Below are 18,267 nucleotides of genomic sequence, written 5' to 3' on the forward strand. Positions count from 1 at the left end.
GGGCTGCTCGGGGGCCCGTTCGAAGCGCCCACCGGGGGCACACACGGCGGCGTGTGCACCGCGCTCAGTCTACAAAAGCCGATGCAGGCCAGACCATGGCGACGCCATCATCCGACCCGCATCCTGATGCGAACCCACTCTGTCGATCAGTAGATCGCGTCGATCTTCGCCTTGTCGCGAACCGCTCCCTTGTCAGCTGACGTCGCCAATGCGCCGTAGACCTTGAGAGCGGTCGAGATCTCACGCTTGCGATCTTTCGGGTGGTATCCGTTGCCCTCCTCGAGGGCGGCGCGACGCTCGGCGAGCACCTCGTCAGAGACGTTCAGCTCGATCCTGCGATTCGGGATGTCGATGGTGATCGTGTCTCCGCTCTCGACGAGCGAGATCAGGCCGCCGGATGCCGCCTCGGGGGAGACATGGCCGATCGACAGCCCCGAGGTGCCGCCGGAGAAGCGGCCGTCGGTGATCAGCGCGCACTTCTTGCCCAGGCCACGACCCTTCAGGAACGACGTCGGGTACAGCATCTCCTGCATGCCCGGGCCGCCCTTGGGCCCCTCATAGCGAACGACGACGACGTCGCCGGCCTTGACCTGCTTGTTCAGGATGACGTTCACCGCGTCCTCCTGCGACTCGACCACGACGGCCGGTCCGCTGAACGTCAGGATCGATTCGTCGACGCCGGCGGTCTTCACGACGCAGCCGTCCTCGGCAAGATTGCCGTAGAGCACGGCCAGGCCGCCGTCTTTCGAATAGGCGTGGGCGACGTCGTGGATGCAGCCGTCCTCGGCGTCGAGATCGAGCGTCTCCCAGCGTTCTGACTGCGAGAACGCCTTGGCGCTGCGTTTGCAGCCCGGAGCCGCGTGGAACAGCTCGAAGGCCTCGTCGGTCGCCTTGCCGCCGCGCAGATCCCAGTCGTCCAGGTAGGAGCCGAGCGTCGGATGGTGCACCGAGTGCACGTTCTCGTTCAGCAGGCCGCCACGGTGCAGCTCGCCGAGAATGGCGGGAATGCCGCCTGCGCGGTGCACGTCTTCGACGAGGTAGCTCCCGTTCGGCGCGACCTTGCACAGGCAGGGCACATGGTGCGAGAGGTCGTTGATGTCGTGCATCGTGTAGTCGACGCCTGCCTCCTGGGCGGCGGCGAGCAGGTGCAGAATCGTGTTGGTCGAACCGCCCATGGCGATGTCCATGGCCATGGCGTTCTGGAACGCCTCACGCGTGGCGATCGAACGGGGCAGCACACTGTCGTCTTCGTCGTCGTAGAACCGGTGGCACAGATCGACCACGAGCGAACCGGCGTTCTCGAAGAGCGCGCGCCTGGCCGTGTGCGTGGCGAGAGTAGTTCCGTTTCCGGGCAGCGACAGACCGAGCGCCTCGGTCAGGCAGTTCATCGAGTTGGCCGTGAACATGCCCGAGCACGATCCGCAGGTCGGGCAGGCGCTGGCCTCGAGCCGGAGCAGGTTCTCGTCTGACAGGTTGGGGTCGGCCGTACCTGACATCACCGAGATGAGCTCGACGCGCTTCTTCACGGTGCCGTCGACGAGAACTGCCGTGCCGCCCTCCATCGGGCCGCCTGAGACGAAGACGGTCGGGATGTTCAGTCGAAGCGCGGCCAGCAGCATGCCGGGAGTGATCTTGTCGCAGTTCGAGATGCAGACCAGCGCGTCGGCCTGGTGGGCGTTGACCATGTACTCGACGGAGTCGGCGATCAGGTCGCGGCTGGGCAGCGAGTAGAGCATGCCCGAGTGGCCCATGGCGATGCCGTCGTCGACCGCGATGGTATTGAACTCGCGGGGAATGCCGCCGGCGGCGCTGATCGCCTCTGAGACGACTCGCCCGACGGGAGCGAGGTGGGTGTGTCCGGGAACGAACTCGGTGAAGCTGTTCGCGACTGCGATGATCGGCTTGCCGAAATCTGATCCGTCGACGCCGGCGGCGCGCAGAAGGGCGCGAGCGCCGGCCATGTTTCTGCCGTGGGTGACGGTGCGTGAGCGTAGATTGGCCATCTGCCCACAATACCCGCCCTCTCTGCTCACGTCATGTGAGGTCGCCCTCTATTTGTCCCGGCCGGGTTTGGAGCTTTCCTGCTGACCGACCCGACGACCACGCAGTGGGAAGGTTGGCTAGAGTCGAAGCATGAGAACAGTGGGCTCCCGCATCATCGCAGGCATCGTCATCGTGGGCGTGGGGCTGGTGCTGCTCGCCAACGTGGTGATCCCTGACTTTCAGATGGGCAGCGTCTTTCGTCTGATCATCGGCATCGCCGTGATCGCCTTGGGCGTCTCGACGCTGGTGTCGTCCTGGTCGAATCTCTGGTGGGCGCTGGCGCTCGTCGTCGTCGGCACCGCACTGATCCTCGACAACTTCGGTCTGCTGCCGTTCAGTCCATGGGCACTGATCGCACCGGCCGCTGTGATCGCGCTGGGCCTCAGTGTGCTGACGAGACGTCGTCCGAAGGCGGCGGCGAGCACGTCTTCGACAGACCATTCGGTTCCGAGATCGCCAGCCGAGGCGTCTGCCGCAGAGGAGCGCCGATTCGGCGCACGTGACGGTGACGCCGCCCTTGACCAGAACGTGACTGCGGTGCTGGGCAGCTCCGAGGTGCGCAGCACGGCACACGGCTTTCGCAGCGCGTCGATGACTGCCGTGCTCGGCTCGTCGACGCTTGATCTGACTCGTGCCATGCTGGCACCGGAGGTTCGCATCGAGGTGCTCGCGTTGATGGGCGGCGTCGAGATTCGCATTCCGGACGGCGCCCGGGTGCGGGTCGAGGCGACGGCTCTGCTCGGCGGCGTCGAAGACCGGTCGGTCTTCACCGCGTCGGCTGCCGATCCGTCGGTCGCGGCTCTGGCTCCGGTCGTGGTCATCGGCGGGCAGATCATGCTGGGCGGCCTCGAGGTTCGCAACTGATGCGCAGCACGCACGAGCCGGGCGCGCCTGGCCCGACTTCGGCAGGCGCGTCGACGGCCGGGCTGACGCCGCTGCGCCGTTGTGCGACGGTGCTCGGCATGCTCGTCGCCGTTCTGGTCTCGCTGCTGCTCGTGGTGGTGCTGAGCTTCGTCACCACGCCGATTCCCGGCGCGCTGCTGATCCGGTCGTCGTTCAACGCGGGAGGCGTGCAGGGCAACGAGGCGCTCGGTGCCTACGCACCGGCCGATGTGCGACGTGACGCCGATCTCGCCTACACCTCGAGCGGTCGCGCCGACGAACGGCTCGACGTGTACCGCCGTGCGGACGCGACCGAACCGGCAAGCACCATCATCTGGGTGCACGGCGGGGGCTGGGTCGGCGGCGACAAGTCGCAGGGCGAGAACTATTCGCGCATTCTTGCGGCGAGCGGAGCGACCGTCGTGCAGATCAACTACACGCTCTCGCCAGAGGCACGATTCCCGACTGCGGTACAGCAGCTCGATGCAGCCACCAGCTACCTGCTCGATCACGCCGACGATCTCGGCATCGCGGCCGACCGTCTTTTCTATGCGGGAGACTCTGCCGGATCGCAGGTCGTGGCGACCTATCTCGCCGCTCTCGAAAGCCCCGACGAGGCCTCGCTGCTCGGCCTGCAGCCGCAGGTTCAGCCGAAACAGGTTCGTGGGGCGGTGCTCTTCTGCGGGGCCTATGACGTCGGCGCCGTGCAGGCGACCGGTCCGTTCGCCTCATTTCTGAACACAGTGATGTGGGCCTACAGCGGCGTGCGCGACTGGCAGAGTGCCGAGATGCTTCGCCAGGGCTCTCCCATAGACGCAGTGACGGCAGACTTTCCCCCGACGTTCGTCAGCGCAGGCAACGGCGACCCCTTGGAGTCACAGTCGCGGGCATTCGCCGCGCATCTGCAGCAGCTCGGAGTGCCGGTGGTCACGCAGTTCTACGACACCGATCACGAACCGCCGCTGCCGCACGAGTATCAGGTGCTGTTCTCGCAGTACCCCGAGGCGATCGCTGCGACGCGCGCGGCCGTAGCCTTCGTCGGGGCACACGGGGGAGGGGACGTCGACGTCGACCGTGTGCCGGTGCTCGCTGCTGCGCGATGACGTCGGGTGCAAGTAACATGAGTTCGTCACTCCATAGTCGCCAATGACGTCGACTGGGATCACCCACACACGTCAGGAGCTCGATGTCCCCCTCTGATCACCACCAGCGACGTCAATTCGCCGTCGGCCGTCAGGCGCAGAACTCGCAGACATCGAACATGCTCGGCTACCTGATCTTCGCCAGCAGGTGGCTGCAGGCTCCGCTCTACAACGGTCTCATCGTGGCGCAGCTGATCTACGTGATCGTGTTCTGGGTCGATCTGTTCCACCTGCTCACCGACGTCTTCACCGACTGGGGCAAGCTCGATGAGACCACCATCATGCTGACCGTGCTGGGACTCATCGACGTGGTCATGATCGCGAATCTGCTGATCATGGTCATCATCGGCGGATATGAGACGTTCGTCTCGAAGATCAACGTCGACGGCCACCCGGACGAGCCCGACTGGCTGTCGCATGTGAACGCGAACATCCTCAAGGTCAAGCTGGCCATCTCGATCATCAGCATCTCGTCGATCCATCTGCTGAAGACCTTCATCGAAGTCGGCGATCTCGGCGCAGAGCATGCGCACAACGTGACCGGCGAGAGCTACACGACCACCGGCGTGATGTGGCAGGTGTTCATCCATCTCACCTTCATTCTCTCGGCGGTCGCCCTCGCCTGGATCGAACGCATCCAGCGCCCCGAGCACCACGGCGAGACCGCATCCGGCGCACCCGCGCTGCCGGGGCATCCGTCTGCACCCGATGCCGTGCACCCGGTTGAGCAGGTGGCCTCGGCCGTGCCGTCAGAGCCGGCAGCGACGCACACCGGCAAGCCGCGTGACCACTGATGCACGAAAGTCGGTCAGCGGCTGACGTGCGACGGCACCCCGGAGCAGTGCGCGAGGCTCTGCCCGTCGCTGCCGGCCCCAACCGGCTGTCGCGCGCAGGGCTGGCTCTCTCGGTGGCGCGCACCGTGCTGCTGGCCGTCGGCGTCGTCGCCTTGGGCAGAACGCTTGCGACGGCCTTCGGACCTGACGGCACGGCGGCCGCGGCGCACCTGTTCCTGGTGACGGCCGTCGCGTTCGCCGGCGTCGTGATCGTGCAGTTTCTCGGCGAGGCCGCTCAGGACGCAGCCGAGCGGCAGCTGCAGACCGAAGTGCGCGAGAGCCTTCTCAGACGGCTGGGCGGCCCGGCCGACGCCGACGATCGGCTGCCCGCCGAGGGAGACTTCGCCGATCTCGCCACCGCTGACGCCGCGAAGTACGCGACCTACCGGGCCGAGTTCCACGGCAGCATTCTCGCCGCGCTGCTCTCGCCCGTGATCGTGCTCGTGGTCATCGCACTGGCCGTCGACCCGGTGCTGGCCGGATGCCTCGCGGCTCTGGTCGTGCTCGTCACGGCGGCGGTGGGCGCCTTTCAGCGTGTCACCCGAAAGTCGATGGGCGGTTGGCGGCGGCGCGAGGCCTCGCTGGCCGTGACGTTTCTGCAGGGGCTCCAGGGTCTGCGCACGCTGGCGCTGTTCGGCGCCGGCGACCGGTATCTGCAGCGCCTGGCTCGCAGCGCGGAGCAGCAGCGCACCGAGGTCATGCGGCTGCTGGCGGTCAACCAGCTGCTGATTCTCGTGCTCGACGGCTTGTTCTATGCGGGCGTGCTCGCCGGTTCGGCTCTGCTGGCCGTGTGGCGGCTGCGCAGCGGTGCCATCGACGTGACAGAGGCCGCGGTCGTCGTGCTGCTGGCGGTCGTGATGAGTGCGCCTCTCGACGTGGTCGGCAAGTTCTTCTATCTGCGTGCGCAGGGTCAGCGCGCCGAAGGCCGGCTGGCGCGCGTGATCGGCGTGGGCGGCGGTGACTCACGACACGAGACGGCACGACGCGCACCCACGGCTCCGTCAGACGGCAGCGTGCTGCGCATCGAGCAGGGCACACTCGTGACGCCAGACGGGCGCGAGCTTGCGCAGGGTCTGCAGGTCGACATCCGTCGCGGCGACCGACGGGCGATCATGGGCCCCAGCGGCGTCGGCAAATCGACACTGCTCGGCGTGATCGCTGGTCGTCGCGAACTCGGAGGCGGCACGCTGGAACGACTTCCCGGGCTGCGCACCGTCGAGGTCGTGCAGAACCCGGTGATTCTCTCTGGCACAGTGCGTGAGAACCTCGCGCTCGGTCTGGGGGCAGAGGCCGACCAGAGTGCGACGGGCGACGATTCGTCGGATGCCGTGGACGATGCCGCCTGCTGGCGTGCGCTTGAGCTGGCCGGCCTGAGCACGACGATCGGCGAACGACTCGGAGGTCTGGATGCGGCCCTTGGGGAGCGCGGAACGGGGCTCTCCGGTGGCCAGCGCCAGCGGCTCGCGGTTGCGCGCGCTCTGATGCAGCCCGTGGACGTGCTGCTGCTCGACGAGCCGACCAGCGGCCTCGACCGCCAGACCGGCGAGCGTCTGGTCGACACGCTCGCCGACCTGCCCGAACACATGGCCGTCGTCTGCGTCACACATGATCCTGCGGCGTTCGCCCGCCGTATGACCACGTCTCGCCTCACGACGGACGGTCTGCACGATGAGAGGTCACGATGACGAGCGCGACGCAGGCGAGCACGGCAGACACGCTGCGACAGCTGCTGCCGATGACGAAGGGCTTTCGGGGCAGTCTGGCCGGTTCGTTCGCATTGCGTCTGGTCTCGCAGGCCACGGGAATCGCAGCGGTCGTCGCCGGGGTGCTGCTGGTGGCGGCGAGTGCCCGCGGTCAGGTCTCGATCTGGACCGTGGGGCTGGTGCTGATCGGCCTCGCTCTGGTGAAGGGCCTGACTCGCTACGGCGAGCAGTATCTCGGGCATCGCGTCGCGTTCATTCTGCTGGCGCGCCTGCGCGTGCGCTTCTTCGCCAGCCTGCTGCCGCAGGCTCCGGCTGTCACGTCGCGCAGCGGCAGCGGCGACCTGCTCTCGCGTGCAGGCCGTGATATCGATCGGCTCGAGGTGTTCTTCGCGCACACCATCGTGCCGGCGGTGAGCGCGGTGATCGTCAGCGTCGGTGTGGTGTTCGCGCAGTGGCTTCTGACCGGGTGGCCGGCGGCGGTCGTCGTTGCCGTCGGTCTGCTGCTCGCCTTCGGCTGCGCCGGGCTGGGACTGCGCGGCGAGGCACAGACCGCGTCAGAGGGTGCCCGACTCGACGGCCAGAGTGCGCAGTTCGCCGCCGAGACGATGCACGCGCTGCCCGATCTGCGCGGGCTGCACGCGATCGATCGTCGGCTCGGCCGCTGGCACCAGCTGAACCGCAGACACGCTGACATCATGCGTGCGGAGCAGCGGCTCGGTCGCACCAGACGAGCGCTGGTCACTCTGGTCTGGCTGCTCACAGTGCTGGCCTCGGTGCTCGTCTCCACTGCCGACTCGCATGGCGGAGGGCTGCAGCAGCAGCCGCTGGGCGCAGCGCTTGCGGGTGCCGCACTCGCGTTCTCCGCGTTCGCCGCGCCGGAGTCAGTGGTCGGATTCGTCAATGAGTGGCGTGCTGTGCAGGCGGCAGCGCTTCGTGTGCAGGCGACGATCACGCGCGAACCCGAGGTGACGTTTGCCGCTGAGGAGCCTCCCGAGTCGTCGGCTGCAGCCGCAGAGTCTGGCGATCGGGGAGCGGCCGCGGTGATCGGCCCGCTGGTCTACCGTCACGACGCTGTCGGCGGCGCTCACGGGCCGCAGCTGCGCGTGCCGGAGCCGATCAGCGTCGAGGCGGGCTCGCACGTGCTCGTCGAGGGCTCGAGCGGCAGCGGCAAGTCGACGCTGGTGGATCTGCTCGCACGTGTGCACGATCCGGATTCCGGCTCGGTGCAGATCGCCGGTCGCGATCTGCGGGAGCTGAGCCGTGCCGAACTCGTGCGCACCGTGGCTGTGGTCGATCAGTCGACGTTTCTCTTCGACGCGAGCATCGCCGAGAATCTGCGCATCGCACGGCCTGACGCCAGCGACGACGACCTGCGCGAGGTGTGCGCGACCGTCGGCCTCGGTGCGTTCGTCGACAGTCAGCGCCAGGGCATCCGCACGCGGCTCGGTCGCGGTCGCGGGTGCGTCGGGCTCTCGGGAGGTCAGGCTCAGCGGCTGGGTCTGGCACGCGCGCTGCTGGCTGAGACGCCGGTGCTGCTCGCCGACGAGGTCACTTCTCAGCTCGATGCGCGCACGGCCGATGACATTCGCCGCGTGGTGCTCGATCCTGCTTCGGGACGCACCGTGCTCTGGGTCTCGCACCGTGACGATGCGTGGAGCGGACCGGTCGTCGCGGTCGGTGAGACCGGTGTCGTGCGGCTGGTCGCAGCCGACGATCGCTGATGACCGGAGCGGCTGCCCCTACTCGGTGACGAGGATGTTGCCGGCGGCAGGCAGACCGAGATCGAGGGGCTGGCCGTTCATCACCAGACGAATCGTGCCGGCAGCGGGGATGCGCTCCCGAACAGTGATGGTGCTGTCGAGGGTCAGACCGATGTCGGTGAGATAGCGCAGCAGCTCTGGGTTCTCGTCCGAGACACGGCGTACGTGCACGGTGTGCCCTTCCGGCACCTCGCTGAGCGGGTGGGCGTCGAGAGTCGGAATGCTGCCGTCGGCTCGCGGTATCGGATCGCCGTGCGGGTCGCGGGTGGGAAAGTTCAGACGGGAGTCGAGCCGCTCGATCATGCGCGGGCTCACCGCGTGCTCCAGCACCTCGGCCTCTTCGTGCACTTCGTCCCAGTCATAGCCGAGATACGACACCAAGAAGGTCTCGAGGATGCGATGGCTGCGCACGAGGTTCACCGCCGCCGATTCTCCGGCCGGGGTGAGCGTGATGTTGCCGTAGCGTTCGTGCACGACATAGCCCTGATCGGTCAGCCGACGCACTCCCTCTGAGACGGTCGATCGGGTGAGGCCCATGCGCTCGGCCAGCTGGCCGGTGGTGATGGGATCGCCCGACCACTCGGCGAACTGCCAGATCTCTTTCAGATAGTCCTGGTTCGTCTGCGAGAGGGCTGTGCGCGGGTCTGACATGGTTTCGATTGTACGTGCCGTTCATCTTGATTCTTGGGCGATCCCTCAGGTGGTTCACCTGGTGGGGCATAATTGACCCGTGACTGAGCAGCAGAGGCAAGACGACATTCCGAGACCGTGGCTCGACCTGTATCCCGATGACGTGCCGAGCGAAGTCGGCACCCTCGAACACCGGTCGATCGTCGATCTCGTCGATCAGACATGTGCCCGTTTCGGTGATCGCAAGGCGTTCACCAACATGGGGCAGACGCTCACGTTCCGTGAGGTCAAACAGCTCTCAGACGACTTCGCCGCCTATCTTCAGGTCTCTCTGGGGCTGCAGCCAGGTGACCACATCGTGCTGCAGATGCCGAACCTGCTGCAGTACCCGGTCGCACTCTTCGGCGCCATAAAAGCGGGCCTCGTCGTGGTCAACGCGAACCCCCTCTATACCGCTCCCGAGACCAAGGCGGTCATTCTGCAGTCGCGAGCGCGCGCCATCGTCGTGCTCGAGATGTTCGCAGACAAGATCGCCGAGATTCTGCCCGACACCACCCTGCAGAACGTGATCATCACCCGCCCGGCAGACCTCTGGCGCAGTCCGGCCAGACGTGTGCTGACGAACGTCGGCATGAGGCTCAAGGGCATGGTGCCGAAGTATCGCCTGCCCGGAGCCGTCGACTTTCGTGACGCCATCGCGCATGGGGCAGACCTGCGTCTGCAGCCCGTCTCGGTCGGACTCGACGATGTCGCACTGTTGCAGTTCACCGGCGGAACGACGGGCACGCCGAAGGGCGCCATGCTCACGCATCGCAACCTGCTGGCCGACTCCCAGGCCATGCGGCACTGGATGCGCGTGATCCTGGACGAGGGTGCCGAGAACGTTCTCGCAGCGCTGCCGCTCTACCACGTGTTCTGCATGACGGTGAACTGCCTGTGCTTCTTCGCCTATGGTCTGCACAACGTGCTCGTGACCAATCCTCGCGAGATCTCTCCGCTCGCCAAGACGATCGTGAGAGAGCGAACCTCGGTGATCATCCTGGTCTCGACTCTCGCTCAGGCGCTCCTCGAGAACCCGCGGTTCCTGAAAGCCGACTTCGACTTTCTCAAACTGACGGTGGCCGGCGGCATGGCTCTGCGCGAGTCGACGGCGAACGAGTGGCAGAACGTCACCCAGCGCCCCATGCTCGAGGGGTACGGGCTCACCGAGGCCTCACCCGTGGTGAGCGTGAACCCGACCTGGCTGCCGCCGATCATCGGCACCGTGGGCATTCCGCTGCCGTCGACCGAGATCAAAGTGCTCGACAACCACGGTCGTGTCGCGGCGTTCGAAGAGCCCGGAGACCTCTATGTGCGCGGCCCTCAGGTGATGAAGGGGTATTGGGAGCGCGAGGACGAGACAGCCGAGGTGCTCGACGCCGACGGATGGCTGGCCACGGGCGACGTGGCCGTGCTGCACGACAACGGCTACTTCTCGATCGTCGATCGCCGGAAGGACATGATCTCGGTGTCCGGGTTCAACGTCTACCCGAACGAAGTCGAGGCGGTGCTGAGCGATCACCCACGCATCAAGACCGCCGGAGTGATCGGCGTGCCTGACGAACACTCCGGCGAGGTGGTCAAAGCCTTCGTCGTGCCGGCTGACCCAGAACTGACCGAACAGGAGGTGCGGCAGTACGCCCGCCGCTATCTCACCGGATACAAACGCCCGCGCTACATCGAATTCCGTGACGAGCTTCCGCTGTCCAACGTCGGCAAGGTCATTCGCCGCGAGCTGCGCGAGTGAGCGCGGCAACGGGGGAGACCCTGGTCGTCATCCCCACATACAACGAACGAGAGTCGCTGCCTGGAGTGCTGGAGCGGCTGTTCATGACGCTCCCCGAGGTTTCAGCCCTCGTGGTCGACGACGGATCCCCAGACGGCACGGGCCTGCTCGCCGACCGGCTGCGGGAGCGGCATCCGTCGCTGTCAGTGCTGCACCGTGACCAGAAGCACGGCCTCGGACCTGCCTATATCGCGGGCTTCGAGTGGGGCGAGGCCCACGGGTTTCGCTATCTGGTCGAGATGGACGCCGACGGATCGCACCTGCCTGAGCAGCTGCCGCATCTGCTCGCAGCAGCGGGTGAGAATCGGCTGGTGCTCGGATCTCGATGGGTGCGCGGCGGCACGATCGTGAACTGGCCGTGGTACCGCAGCTCGCTGTCGCATGCGGCCAGCATCTACTCGCGACTGATGCTCGGCCTCGGCCAGCGTGACGTGACCTCGGGATATCGGGTCATTCCCGTCACTGCGCTGCGAGCGCTTCGGCTCGACGAAGCGGCCAGTCATGGGTACTGCTTTCAGATCGACGTGCTGCGACGCGCCGTGGCTGCGGGCCTCGATGTGACCGAGGTGCCGATCACCTTCGTCGAACGTGAGAACGGCCGCTCGAAGATGGATCTCTCGATCATCGTCGAAGCGGTGCTGCGGGTGACCGCTTGGGGCATGCAGCGGATGCTGCCGACACGCCGCTGAGAGTTGCAGAGTGCGCTTGCGCTGGTGCATTCATGTGGATACTGTTGTAGATACAACCACTGATGTGCGGACGAACGCCCGACATCTCAATGAAGGAGCAGACATCATGACTCAATCCGCAATCGCAGGCTTCACCTCGGGCACGTGGCAGATCGACCCCACACACAGCAGCATCGGCTTCAGCGTGCGTCATCTCGTCACGAAGTTCCGCGGCAGCTTCACCGACTTCTCCGCAACTCTCACCACGGGCGACGACGTGCTCGATTCGACCGTGAGCGCCGAGATCAAGGCCGCGAGCATTTCGACCGGCAACCCCGACCGCGACGTGCACATGCACGCGCCTGACTTCTTCGACGTCGAGAACCACCCCGAGCTCACGTTCCGTTCGACTGCAGTGCGGTACGACGGCGATGACCTGGTGGTCACCGGAGACCTCACGCTGCGCGGAGTCACGAAGAGCGTCGACTTCCAGGTCGAGGTCGGGGGCATCACGACGAGCCCGTACGGCCAGACCGTTCTGGGCATCGAAGCCGACACGACGATCAAGCGCGAGGAGTTCGGACTGGAGTGGAACAGCGCCCTTGAGACCGGCGGCGTGCTGCTGGGCAGCGATGTGAAGATTCACATCGAGGCCGAGTTCGTGCTCGACCAGCAGTGATCGTCTGCCGCCGGCCGCGCTGAGCCGGTGACAGAGCACGACGGCCACGGGAGATCCTGAGATCGATCCCCGTGGCCGTCGCCGTGTCTGCAGTCTGAGGCTGACGCGGCAGCGTGGTGCGCGGCTTCACGAAGAGTTCACGGAATGGCCGTTCGAACCCCGGGCGAGCTGTGGGGCACGTTCTGCTGGTGCGATAGTCTGGAGGGGCACCGACGCACAACGAACAGATGGAGATCTCATGCCCGACGGACTGCTCATCACTGGTGTGGGGGAGACCTCTGGAAAGTCGCTGGTCACCATCGGGCTGCTGCGCCAGGCTGCTGCTCGGTACGCTCGTATCGGGTTTCTGCGGCCGATCACATCGGCTGACAAACCGACCGAGTCGCGCATCGTCCAGCTGGCCGAACAGCTGCTTCCCGAAGGCGCCCTGACCGCTGTCTCGGTCATGACCGCCGCGCATGCCGAAGAGCTGGTGGCCGACGATCGCACAGACGAGCTCATCGCCGAATGCCTCGGCGCCTTCGAGAGGCTCGCCGCCGAAGTCGACTTCGTCATCATCGAGGGCACCAACGCCATCACCGTGCCCGTGCACGGTGAGCCAGACGTGAACGTCGCTCTCGCGCGGCACCTCGACGTGCCGCTGCTTGCAGTCGTCGACGGCTTCGGTCGCAACGCCGCGCGTGTCGCCGCCGCGGTCTCGCTCACACGGCAGCGACTTCGCCAGGCGCGTTCCACCCTGATGTGCATCGTGGTCAACCGCGTCTCACCCGAGGTCATCGACGAGGCCCGCACGCTGATTCCCTCGGGGTCGCTCGGGCGTCCCGTCTATCTGCTGCCCTATGTCGAGAGCCTCTCGTGGCCGAGCGTCGAAGAGACGGCAGAAGCCATCGAGGCGCTGCGCATCGGCACCAATGGCGACGCAGATCATCTGGTGCGTCGCATCACCGTGGCGGCGATGGAGGCCGAGCACGCGCTCTCCGTCATCGGCTCGGGAGCGCTCGTCGTCGTGCCCGGTGACCGCGTCGAGCTCATCGAAGCGGTGCTCCAGGCCGCCCTCGCCCCAGAGGCCGTGATCATCAGCGGCGACTTCGACATCTCTGAGCGCCTGCAGCGCGTCGTGGCCGCGGGCAGCATCCCCGTCTACTGCAAACGCGCCGACACCTTCGCCGTCGCACAGGCCGCCAGCCGGGTGCGCGGCGAGATCGGTGCAGGCAACCCGACCCGCACTCGGCAGGCGCTGAAGACCTGGGACGAGCACGCCGACGGCGCCGAGATCCTCTCGCGTTTCGAGTTGTCCCTGCGCGACGTGACCACCCCCGAGCGCTTCGCCTACGAGCTCGCCCGTCGAGCCCGTGCGGCTCACGCTCGAATCGTGCTTCCCGAGGGAGGCGACCCGCGCATCCTCACGGCAGCAGCAGAGATCGCGAAGCAGGGTCTCGTCGACCTCGTGCTCTTGGGCGACCCCGACGAGGTGGCGAAGCTGGCGCGTCTGCACGGGGTGAGTCTCGATGGCATCGAGATCATCGACATCGATCAGTCCCCGCTGCTCGACGAATTCGCACAGACCTACCAGCAGCTGCGCGCCCACAAAGGCGTGACGCTCGAACAGGCGGCACAGCAAGTCCGCGACCCCAGCTTCTTCGGCACTCTGCTGGTGCACTCGGGGCGGGCCGACGGAATGGTCTCGGGCGCGATGCACACGACCGCCGACACGATCCGTCCCGCCTTCCAGATCATCAAGACCCGGCCCGGCGTCCGCGAGGTCTCGTCAGTGTTCCTCATGTGCCTGCCCGATCGGGTGCTGGTCTACGGTGACTGCGCCGTGATTCCGAACCCGACGCCCCAAGAGCTCGCCGGCATCGCCGTGGCCAGCGCCCAGACGGCGGCCGCCTTCGGCATCGAACCTCGGGTGGCGATGCTGTCGTACTCGACCGGAACCTCAGGACACGGCTCCTCGGTCGACGCTGTGCGCGAGGCCACCGAGCTGGCTCGCGCGGCCGCACCCGACCTGCCGATTGAAGGGCCGATCCAGTACGACGCCGCTAGCAACCTGAAGATCGCGGCTGGCAAACTGCCCGACTCGCCGGTCGCCGGGCGCGCGACGGTCTACGTGTTCCCCGATCTGAACACGGGCAACAACACGTACAAAGCGGTGCAGCAGTCGAGCGGCGCGATCGCCATCGGGCCGGTGCTGCAGGGGCTGCGCAGGCCCGTCAACGATCTGTCCCGCGGCTGCACCGTCGATGACGTGGTCAACACCATTCTGGTGACGGCCGTACAGGCGGGGGCCACGAAAGCCGCCGAGACGCAGAAAGAGGACAACGCATGAGCATGCTGCTGGTGAACGCGGGTTCGTCGAGCCTGAAGCTGAGCGTCGCCGATCAGGACGAAGTCGTCTACAACCGCACGGTTGCGACGCCGCCGGCCGAGATCACCGACGAAGCGTGGGCCGAGCTGATCGCCGACTTCTCGTCGGTGAGCGGCGATATCGAGGTCGTCGTGCATCGCGTGGTGCACGGAGGTCGTCTCTTCGGTGAGGCCGCGATCGTCGACGACAAGGTGATGGCCGGCATCGAAGAGCTCACCGATCTGGCGCCGCTGCACCAGCCGCCGTCGGTGGCGACTCTGGAACGGCTGCGTGCGCTGCTGCCGGAAGCGACGCAGATCGCCTGTTTCGACACTGCGTTCCACGCCAGAATGCCCGCCGAGGCCTATACCTACGCGATTCCTCGTGAGTGGCGCGAGGGTCTCGGGGTGCGCCGGTTCGGCTTCCACGGTCTTGCACACGAGTACAACGTGCGCGAAGCCGCACGCATTCTCGATCAGGATCTCTCCGAGCTGCACATCGTCAGCGCGCACTTGGGCTCGGGTGCCTCTCTGACGGCGGTGCGCGACGGGCACAGCGTCGACACCACCATGGGCTTCACTCCGCTGGAGGGTCTGGTCATGTCGACCCGTTCCGGCACGATCGACCCAGCGGTGTCGGCATGGCTCGTGGCGAACACCGGCCTGAGCGTTCGCGAGGTCATCTCGCGGCTTGAACGCCAGTCTGGTCTGCTCGGCCTCGCCGGTGACACGCACATGGGCAACATCGTCAACCGTGCGCATGCCGCCGAGCCTTCGGCACAGCTCGCGCTGGCCGTCTGGGCGCATCGTGCGGCAGGCATGATCGGGCAGATGACGATCGCTGCTGGTGGGCTCGACGCGCTCGTGTTCAGCGGCGGCATCGGCGAGAACTCGCCGGCTGCACGCGCACTCGTGCTCGAACGTCTGCGCCCGCTCGGCGTTCGCTTCGACGAGCGGCTCAACCGCCGCAACGAGATGAACAGCCAGATTCAGACCGAAGGCTCGTCGGCCGCGATCATCCTGGTCAAGACTCGCGAGGACGTGACGATGATCCGGCAGGCCGAGGCCCTCCTGTGGCAGCGCGATCACTGATCGCCTGCTGCGCGTAGCGCAGATAGGCCTCGGTGTTTCGCTCGCGATGAGCTCGGATGAAGGCCTCGACCTCGTCGGGCGAGGTCTTCTTCTCGAGCATCTGCAGCAGGTGCTCGTGCTCTTCGACCAACCCGTCGACACGCCCGGGCAGCAGGCCGAAGACGGCGCCTTTGACCGCGGCGGCCTTGGCCCAGCCCTCGTTGAGCGTCTGCATGAGGTAGCGGTTGGGGCAGTCGCGGTAGAGCACGCGGTGAAAGAGCGTGCTGAACCGGTTGGCCTCGGCGAAGCGTGACGCCTTGAGCGCCTCGATCAGATGGCGGTTGTAGAAGCGGGCCTCGTCGATGGTCTGCTGCCGGATGTGCGGAACGGTCTGTGCGACGGCAGCGCCTTCGAGCACCGAGAGCGTCGACATCATGTGCCGGTACTCCTGCGGCCGGAAGTCGGTCACCTGCGCACCGACGTTGTGAGCGAATGTGACCAGGCCCTCTGACTCGAGCAGCCGGATCGCCTCACGAACCGGAACCGGAGACATCTTGAGCTCACGAGCCAGCTGCGAGATGACGAGACGCTGGCCTGACTGCAGTCTGCCTGCGGCGATCGATCGCTTGATGGCGTCGCGCGCCTGCAACGCCTTGCTGTTCGTCTGCTGCTCGGTCATCGTGTTCTCCCTCAGGATCCCGCGTCAGTCGCAGTCCTCGATGACTGCCGTGATCATAATAGGACAGTCCCGAGGAAATGCCCGTCGGCAGGCCGCAGACCCACGGAATCACCGGCCCCGACCAGAGCGGCCCACGTCGGTCTGACAGGCGCACGTCGTCGGCTGCGGGTACAATCTCTGCCGTGCACCCCCCAATCGACTTCGGCAACGCGTCTGCCCGCGATCTGCCCCCGGCCTACCCGCGCCGTGCGGCACGAGGCACCGCGAGTCGACTGCGCGCCTGGCAGGCTGAGGCTCTTGAGCGGTACTTCGCCGAACAGCCCAGAGACTTTCTCGCCGCAGCGACCCCTGGCGCAGGCAAGACCACCTTCGCACTGCAGCTGGCCGCAGGGCTGCTCGATCAGGGAACCGTCGATCGGGTGCTGGTGGTCGCGCCCACCGAACATCTGAAGCGCCAATGGGCCGAGGCCGCAGAGCGAGCGCTCATTCGTCTCGACCCGAACTTTCGCAACGCCGATCGCGTCTTCGGCTCGCACTACGTGGGCGTGACGGCAACCTATGCACAGGTCGCCGCCAACGTCGAGGTGCACAAGGCACTCGCCGAGGCGAAGCGCACCCTGGTGATTCTCGACGAGGTTCACCACGGCGGTGACGCACTGACCTGGGGCGACGCCATTCGCGAGGCCTACGCGCACGCCACACGGCGTGTCTGTCTGACTGGTACGCCGTTCCGCTCTGACGAAGCGCAGATACCCTTCGTCACGTACGAGCCGCAGCCCGACGGCTCGAAGATCTCACGCGCCGACTACACCTACGGCTACGGCCGCGCCCTGCACGACGGCGTGGTGCGCCCGGTGATCTTCCTGACCTACGCCGGCAACATGCGCTGGCGCTCCCGCAGCGGTGACGAGATGAGCGCCGATCTGGGCGCACCGGCGACCAAAGACATCATCGCCCAGGCCTGGCGCACGGCGCTCGACCCGCGCAGCGACTGGATCGGCTCGGTGCTGCGTGCGGCGGATGCTCGGCTCACGCAGGTGCGTCGGGGAGTGCCCGACGCCGGCGGGCTCGTGATCGCGACCGACCAGACGCAGGCTCGGGCCTACGCAGGCATCCTCAAACAGATCACGGGGGAGTCGGCGACCATCGTGCTGAGCGACGAAGACGGCGCCAGCGATCGCATCGAAGAGTTCTCGGCAGGGCAGCAGCGCTGGATGGTCGCCGTGCGCATGGTGTCGGAAGGCGTGGACGTGCCTCGGCTGGCGGTCGGCGTCTACGCGACGAGTGCGAGTACGCCGCTCTTCTTCGCCCAGGTCGTCGGGCGATTCGTGCGAGCTCGCAAACGAGGCGAGACGGCCACCATCTTTCTGCCCAGCGTGCCCGGTCTGGTGGGTCTGGCACACGAGCTCGAGGTCGAGCGCGACCATGTCTTGGGGGGTCCGAAAGACCGGGACGACGACGGTCTCGAAGACTCGCTGCTCGAACAGGCGAACCAGCGCGAGGCGGCATCCGACGATCTGCTCGACGGTGTCGACTTCGAGCCGCTCGAGGCGCAGGCCGCCTTCGACCGCGTGCTCTTCGAAGGTGACGAGTTCGGGTCGGGCGCCGAAGCCGACAGTTTGGAGGAACAGGACTTCCTCGGTTTCCCCGGCCTGCTCGAACCCGACCAGGTGCGCTCGCTGCTGCGGTCTCACCAAGACGAGATCACGAAACGCAAACAGCGCAGGGCGGCGGCGACGCCCGAGACCGAGGCCGCGTCGAACGAGCCGCTCTTCAAGCAGCTGAAGGCCAAGCGGGCCGAACTGCACCAGGCGGTCTCGGTCTGGGCGCAGATCAGCGGCGAGTCGCACAGCAGCATTCACTCCAAGCTGCGGCGCATCAGCGGTGGCCCTGCGGTGCCGCAGGCAGACCTCGGGCAGCTGCAGAAGAGGCTGCAGACCGTTCGCGGGTGGATGCACCGCGGACGTCGCTGACGCGCAGCGCCGCTCTTCGCCATCCTGGCGCCG

The 18,267-nt window shown here is 66.7% G+C and carries 14 protein-coding genes; 11 read left to right on the forward strand and 3 right to left on the reverse strand.

Annotated elements, in window-relative coordinates; translation table 11 throughout:
* Positions 1-146 precede the first annotated feature (146 nt).
* Complete coding sequence (gene ilvD / locus F8O08_RS04170; protein WP_158037712.1) at positions 147-2,003, reverse strand: dihydroxy-acid dehydratase; 1,857 nt, start codon at positions 2,001-2,003, stop codon at positions 147-149.
* Between the two features lie 130 nt (positions 2,004-2,133).
* Between ilvD and F8O08_RS04175 the strand changes: the two genes are divergently transcribed.
* The 5 genes from F8O08_RS04175 (at position 2,134) to F8O08_RS04195 (ending at position 8,324) form a co-directional block, all read left to right on the forward strand.
* Entirely contained in the window at positions 2,134-2,907 is a 774-nt protein-coding gene (locus tag F8O08_RS04175) for a LiaF transmembrane domain-containing protein (RefSeq protein WP_158042616.1), read from the forward strand.
* Complete coding sequence (locus tag F8O08_RS04180) at positions 2,907-4,028, forward strand: alpha/beta hydrolase (protein WP_158042617.1); 1,122 nt, start codon at positions 2,907-2,909, stop codon at positions 4,026-4,028. Before F8O08_RS04175 ends, F8O08_RS04180 begins: the two co-directional genes overlap by 1 nt.
* An 83-nt stretch (positions 4,029-4,111) precedes the next feature.
* Positions 4,112-4,861 (forward strand): TIGR00645 family protein, encoded by a 750-nt coding sequence (locus tag F8O08_RS04185; protein ID WP_158042618.1) that lies wholly within the window; start codon positions 4,112-4,114, stop codon positions 4,859-4,861.
* Positions 4,861-6,585, forward strand: coding sequence for an ATP-binding cassette domain-containing protein (locus F8O08_RS04190; RefSeq protein WP_158042619.1), 1,725 nt, complete (start codon positions 4,861-4,863; stop codon positions 6,583-6,585). Before F8O08_RS04185 ends, F8O08_RS04190 begins: the two co-directional genes overlap by 1 nt.
* Positions 6,582-8,324 carry an amino acid ABC transporter ATP-binding/permease protein gene (locus F8O08_RS04195; RefSeq protein ID WP_158042620.1) on the forward strand — a complete coding sequence of 581 codons (1,743 nt, stop codon included), beginning with the start codon at positions 6,582-6,584 and terminating at the stop codon, positions 8,322-8,324. The genes F8O08_RS04190 and F8O08_RS04195 overlap by 4 nt, the downstream gene beginning before the upstream one ends.
* An 18-nt stretch (positions 8,325-8,342) precedes the next feature.
* Here F8O08_RS04195 and F8O08_RS04200 read toward each other — a convergent pair whose 3' ends face one another.
* Positions 8,343-9,014 (reverse strand): metal-dependent transcriptional regulator, encoded by a 672-nt coding sequence (locus tag F8O08_RS04200; RefSeq protein ID WP_158031211.1) that lies wholly within the window; start codon positions 9,012-9,014, stop codon positions 8,343-8,345.
* Positions 9,015-9,093: 79 nt separating this feature from the next.
* On the opposite strand from F8O08_RS04200, the gene F8O08_RS04205 reads away from it, so the two are divergent.
* The 5 genes from F8O08_RS04205 to F8O08_RS04225 all read left to right on the forward strand — a co-directional run bounded on the left by F8O08_RS04205 (position 9,094) and on the right by F8O08_RS04225 (position 15,603).
* Entirely contained in the window at positions 9,094-10,779 is a 1,686-nt protein-coding gene (locus F8O08_RS04205; protein WP_225733560.1) for an AMP-binding protein, read from the forward strand.
* Positions 10,776-11,507 carry a polyprenol monophosphomannose synthase gene (locus F8O08_RS04210; RefSeq protein WP_158042621.1) on the forward strand — a complete coding sequence of 244 codons (732 nt, stop codon included), beginning with the start codon at positions 10,776-10,778 and terminating at the stop codon, positions 11,505-11,507. The genes F8O08_RS04205 and F8O08_RS04210 overlap by 4 nt, the downstream gene beginning before the upstream one ends.
* 106 nt (positions 11,508-11,613) lie before the next feature.
* A complete protein-coding gene (locus tag F8O08_RS04215; RefSeq protein WP_192496663.1) occupies positions 11,614-12,165 on the forward strand; it encodes a YceI family protein in 552 nt (183 codons plus the stop codon).
* 238 nt (positions 12,166-12,403) lie between these two features.
* The gene (pta, locus tag F8O08_RS04220) at positions 12,404-14,494 is read left to right on the forward strand and encodes a phosphate acetyltransferase (RefSeq protein WP_158042622.1); all 2,091 of its coding nucleotides are present in this window, start codon (positions 12,404-12,406) and stop codon (positions 14,492-14,494) included.
* Positions 14,491-15,603 carry an acetate/propionate family kinase gene (locus tag F8O08_RS04225; RefSeq protein WP_158031214.1) on the forward strand — a complete coding sequence of 371 codons (1,113 nt, stop codon included), beginning with the start codon at positions 14,491-14,493 and terminating at the stop codon, positions 15,601-15,603. Before pta ends, F8O08_RS04225 begins: the two co-directional genes overlap by 4 nt.
* Here the strand turns inward: F8O08_RS04225 and F8O08_RS04230 are convergent.
* Positions 15,536-16,261 (reverse strand): GntR family transcriptional regulator, encoded by a 726-nt coding sequence (locus tag F8O08_RS04230; RefSeq protein WP_158037721.1) that lies wholly within the window; start codon positions 16,259-16,261, stop codon positions 15,536-15,538. The two genes, F8O08_RS04225 and F8O08_RS04230, sit on opposite strands and share 68 nt — an antisense overlap.
* Before the next feature lie 77 nt (positions 16,262-16,338).
* On the opposite strand from F8O08_RS04230, the gene F8O08_RS04235 reads away from it, so the two are divergent.
* Positions 16,339-18,234 carry a DEAD/DEAH box helicase gene (locus F8O08_RS04235; RefSeq protein ID WP_158042623.1) on the forward strand — a complete coding sequence of 632 codons (1,896 nt, stop codon included), beginning with the start codon at positions 16,339-16,341 and terminating at the stop codon, positions 18,232-18,234.
* Positions 18,235-18,267: the final 33 nt, after the last annotated feature.

The sequence above is a fragment of the Pseudoclavibacter sp. CFCC 13611 genome (genome assembly GCF_008831225.1).
Classification (GTDB): Bacteria; Actinomycetota; Actinomycetes; order Actinomycetales; family Microbacteriaceae; genus Pseudoclavibacter_A.

Bases quoted from the DNA above. Each gene is read 5' to 3' on its own strand.
- ilvD (WP_158037712.1), bottom strand. From the start codon at position 2,003: ATGGCCAATCTACGCTCACGCACCGTCACCCACGGCAGAAACATGGCC.
- F8O08_RS04175 (WP_158042616.1), top strand. From the start codon at position 2,134: ATGAGAACAGTGGGCTCCCGCATCATCGCAGGCATCGTCATCGTGGGC.
- F8O08_RS04180 (WP_158042617.1), top strand. From the start codon at position 2,907: ATGCGCAGCACGCACGAGCCGGGCGCGCCTGGCCCGACTTCGGCAGGC.
- F8O08_RS04185 (WP_158042618.1), top strand. From the start codon at position 4,112: ATGTCCCCCTCTGATCACCACCAGCGACGTCAATTCGCCGTCGGCCGT.
- F8O08_RS04190 (WP_158042619.1), top strand. From the start codon at position 4,861: ATGCACGAAAGTCGGTCAGCGGCTGACGTGCGACGGCACCCCGGAGCA.
- F8O08_RS04195 (WP_158042620.1), top strand. From the start codon at position 6,582: ATGACGAGCGCGACGCAGGCGAGCACGGCAGACACGCTGCGACAGCTG.
- F8O08_RS04200 (WP_158031211.1), bottom strand. From the start codon at position 9,014: ATGTCAGACCCGCGCACAGCCCTCTCGCAGACGAACCAGGACTATCTG.
- F8O08_RS04215 (WP_192496663.1), top strand. From the start codon at position 11,614: ATGACTCAATCCGCAATCGCAGGCTTCACCTCGGGCACGTGGCAGATC.
- pta (WP_158042622.1), top strand. From the start codon at position 12,404: ATGCCCGACGGACTGCTCATCACTGGTGTGGGGGAGACCTCTGGAAAG.
- F8O08_RS04225 (WP_158031214.1), top strand. From the start codon at position 14,491: ATGAGCATGCTGCTGGTGAACGCGGGTTCGTCGAGCCTGAAGCTGAGC.
- F8O08_RS04230 (WP_158037721.1), bottom strand. From the start codon at position 16,261: ATGACCGAGCAGCAGACGAACAGCAAGGCGTTGCAGGCGCGCGACGCC.
- F8O08_RS04235 (WP_158042623.1), top strand. From the start codon at position 16,339: ATGCCCGTCGGCAGGCCGCAGACCCACGGAATCACCGGCCCCGACCAG.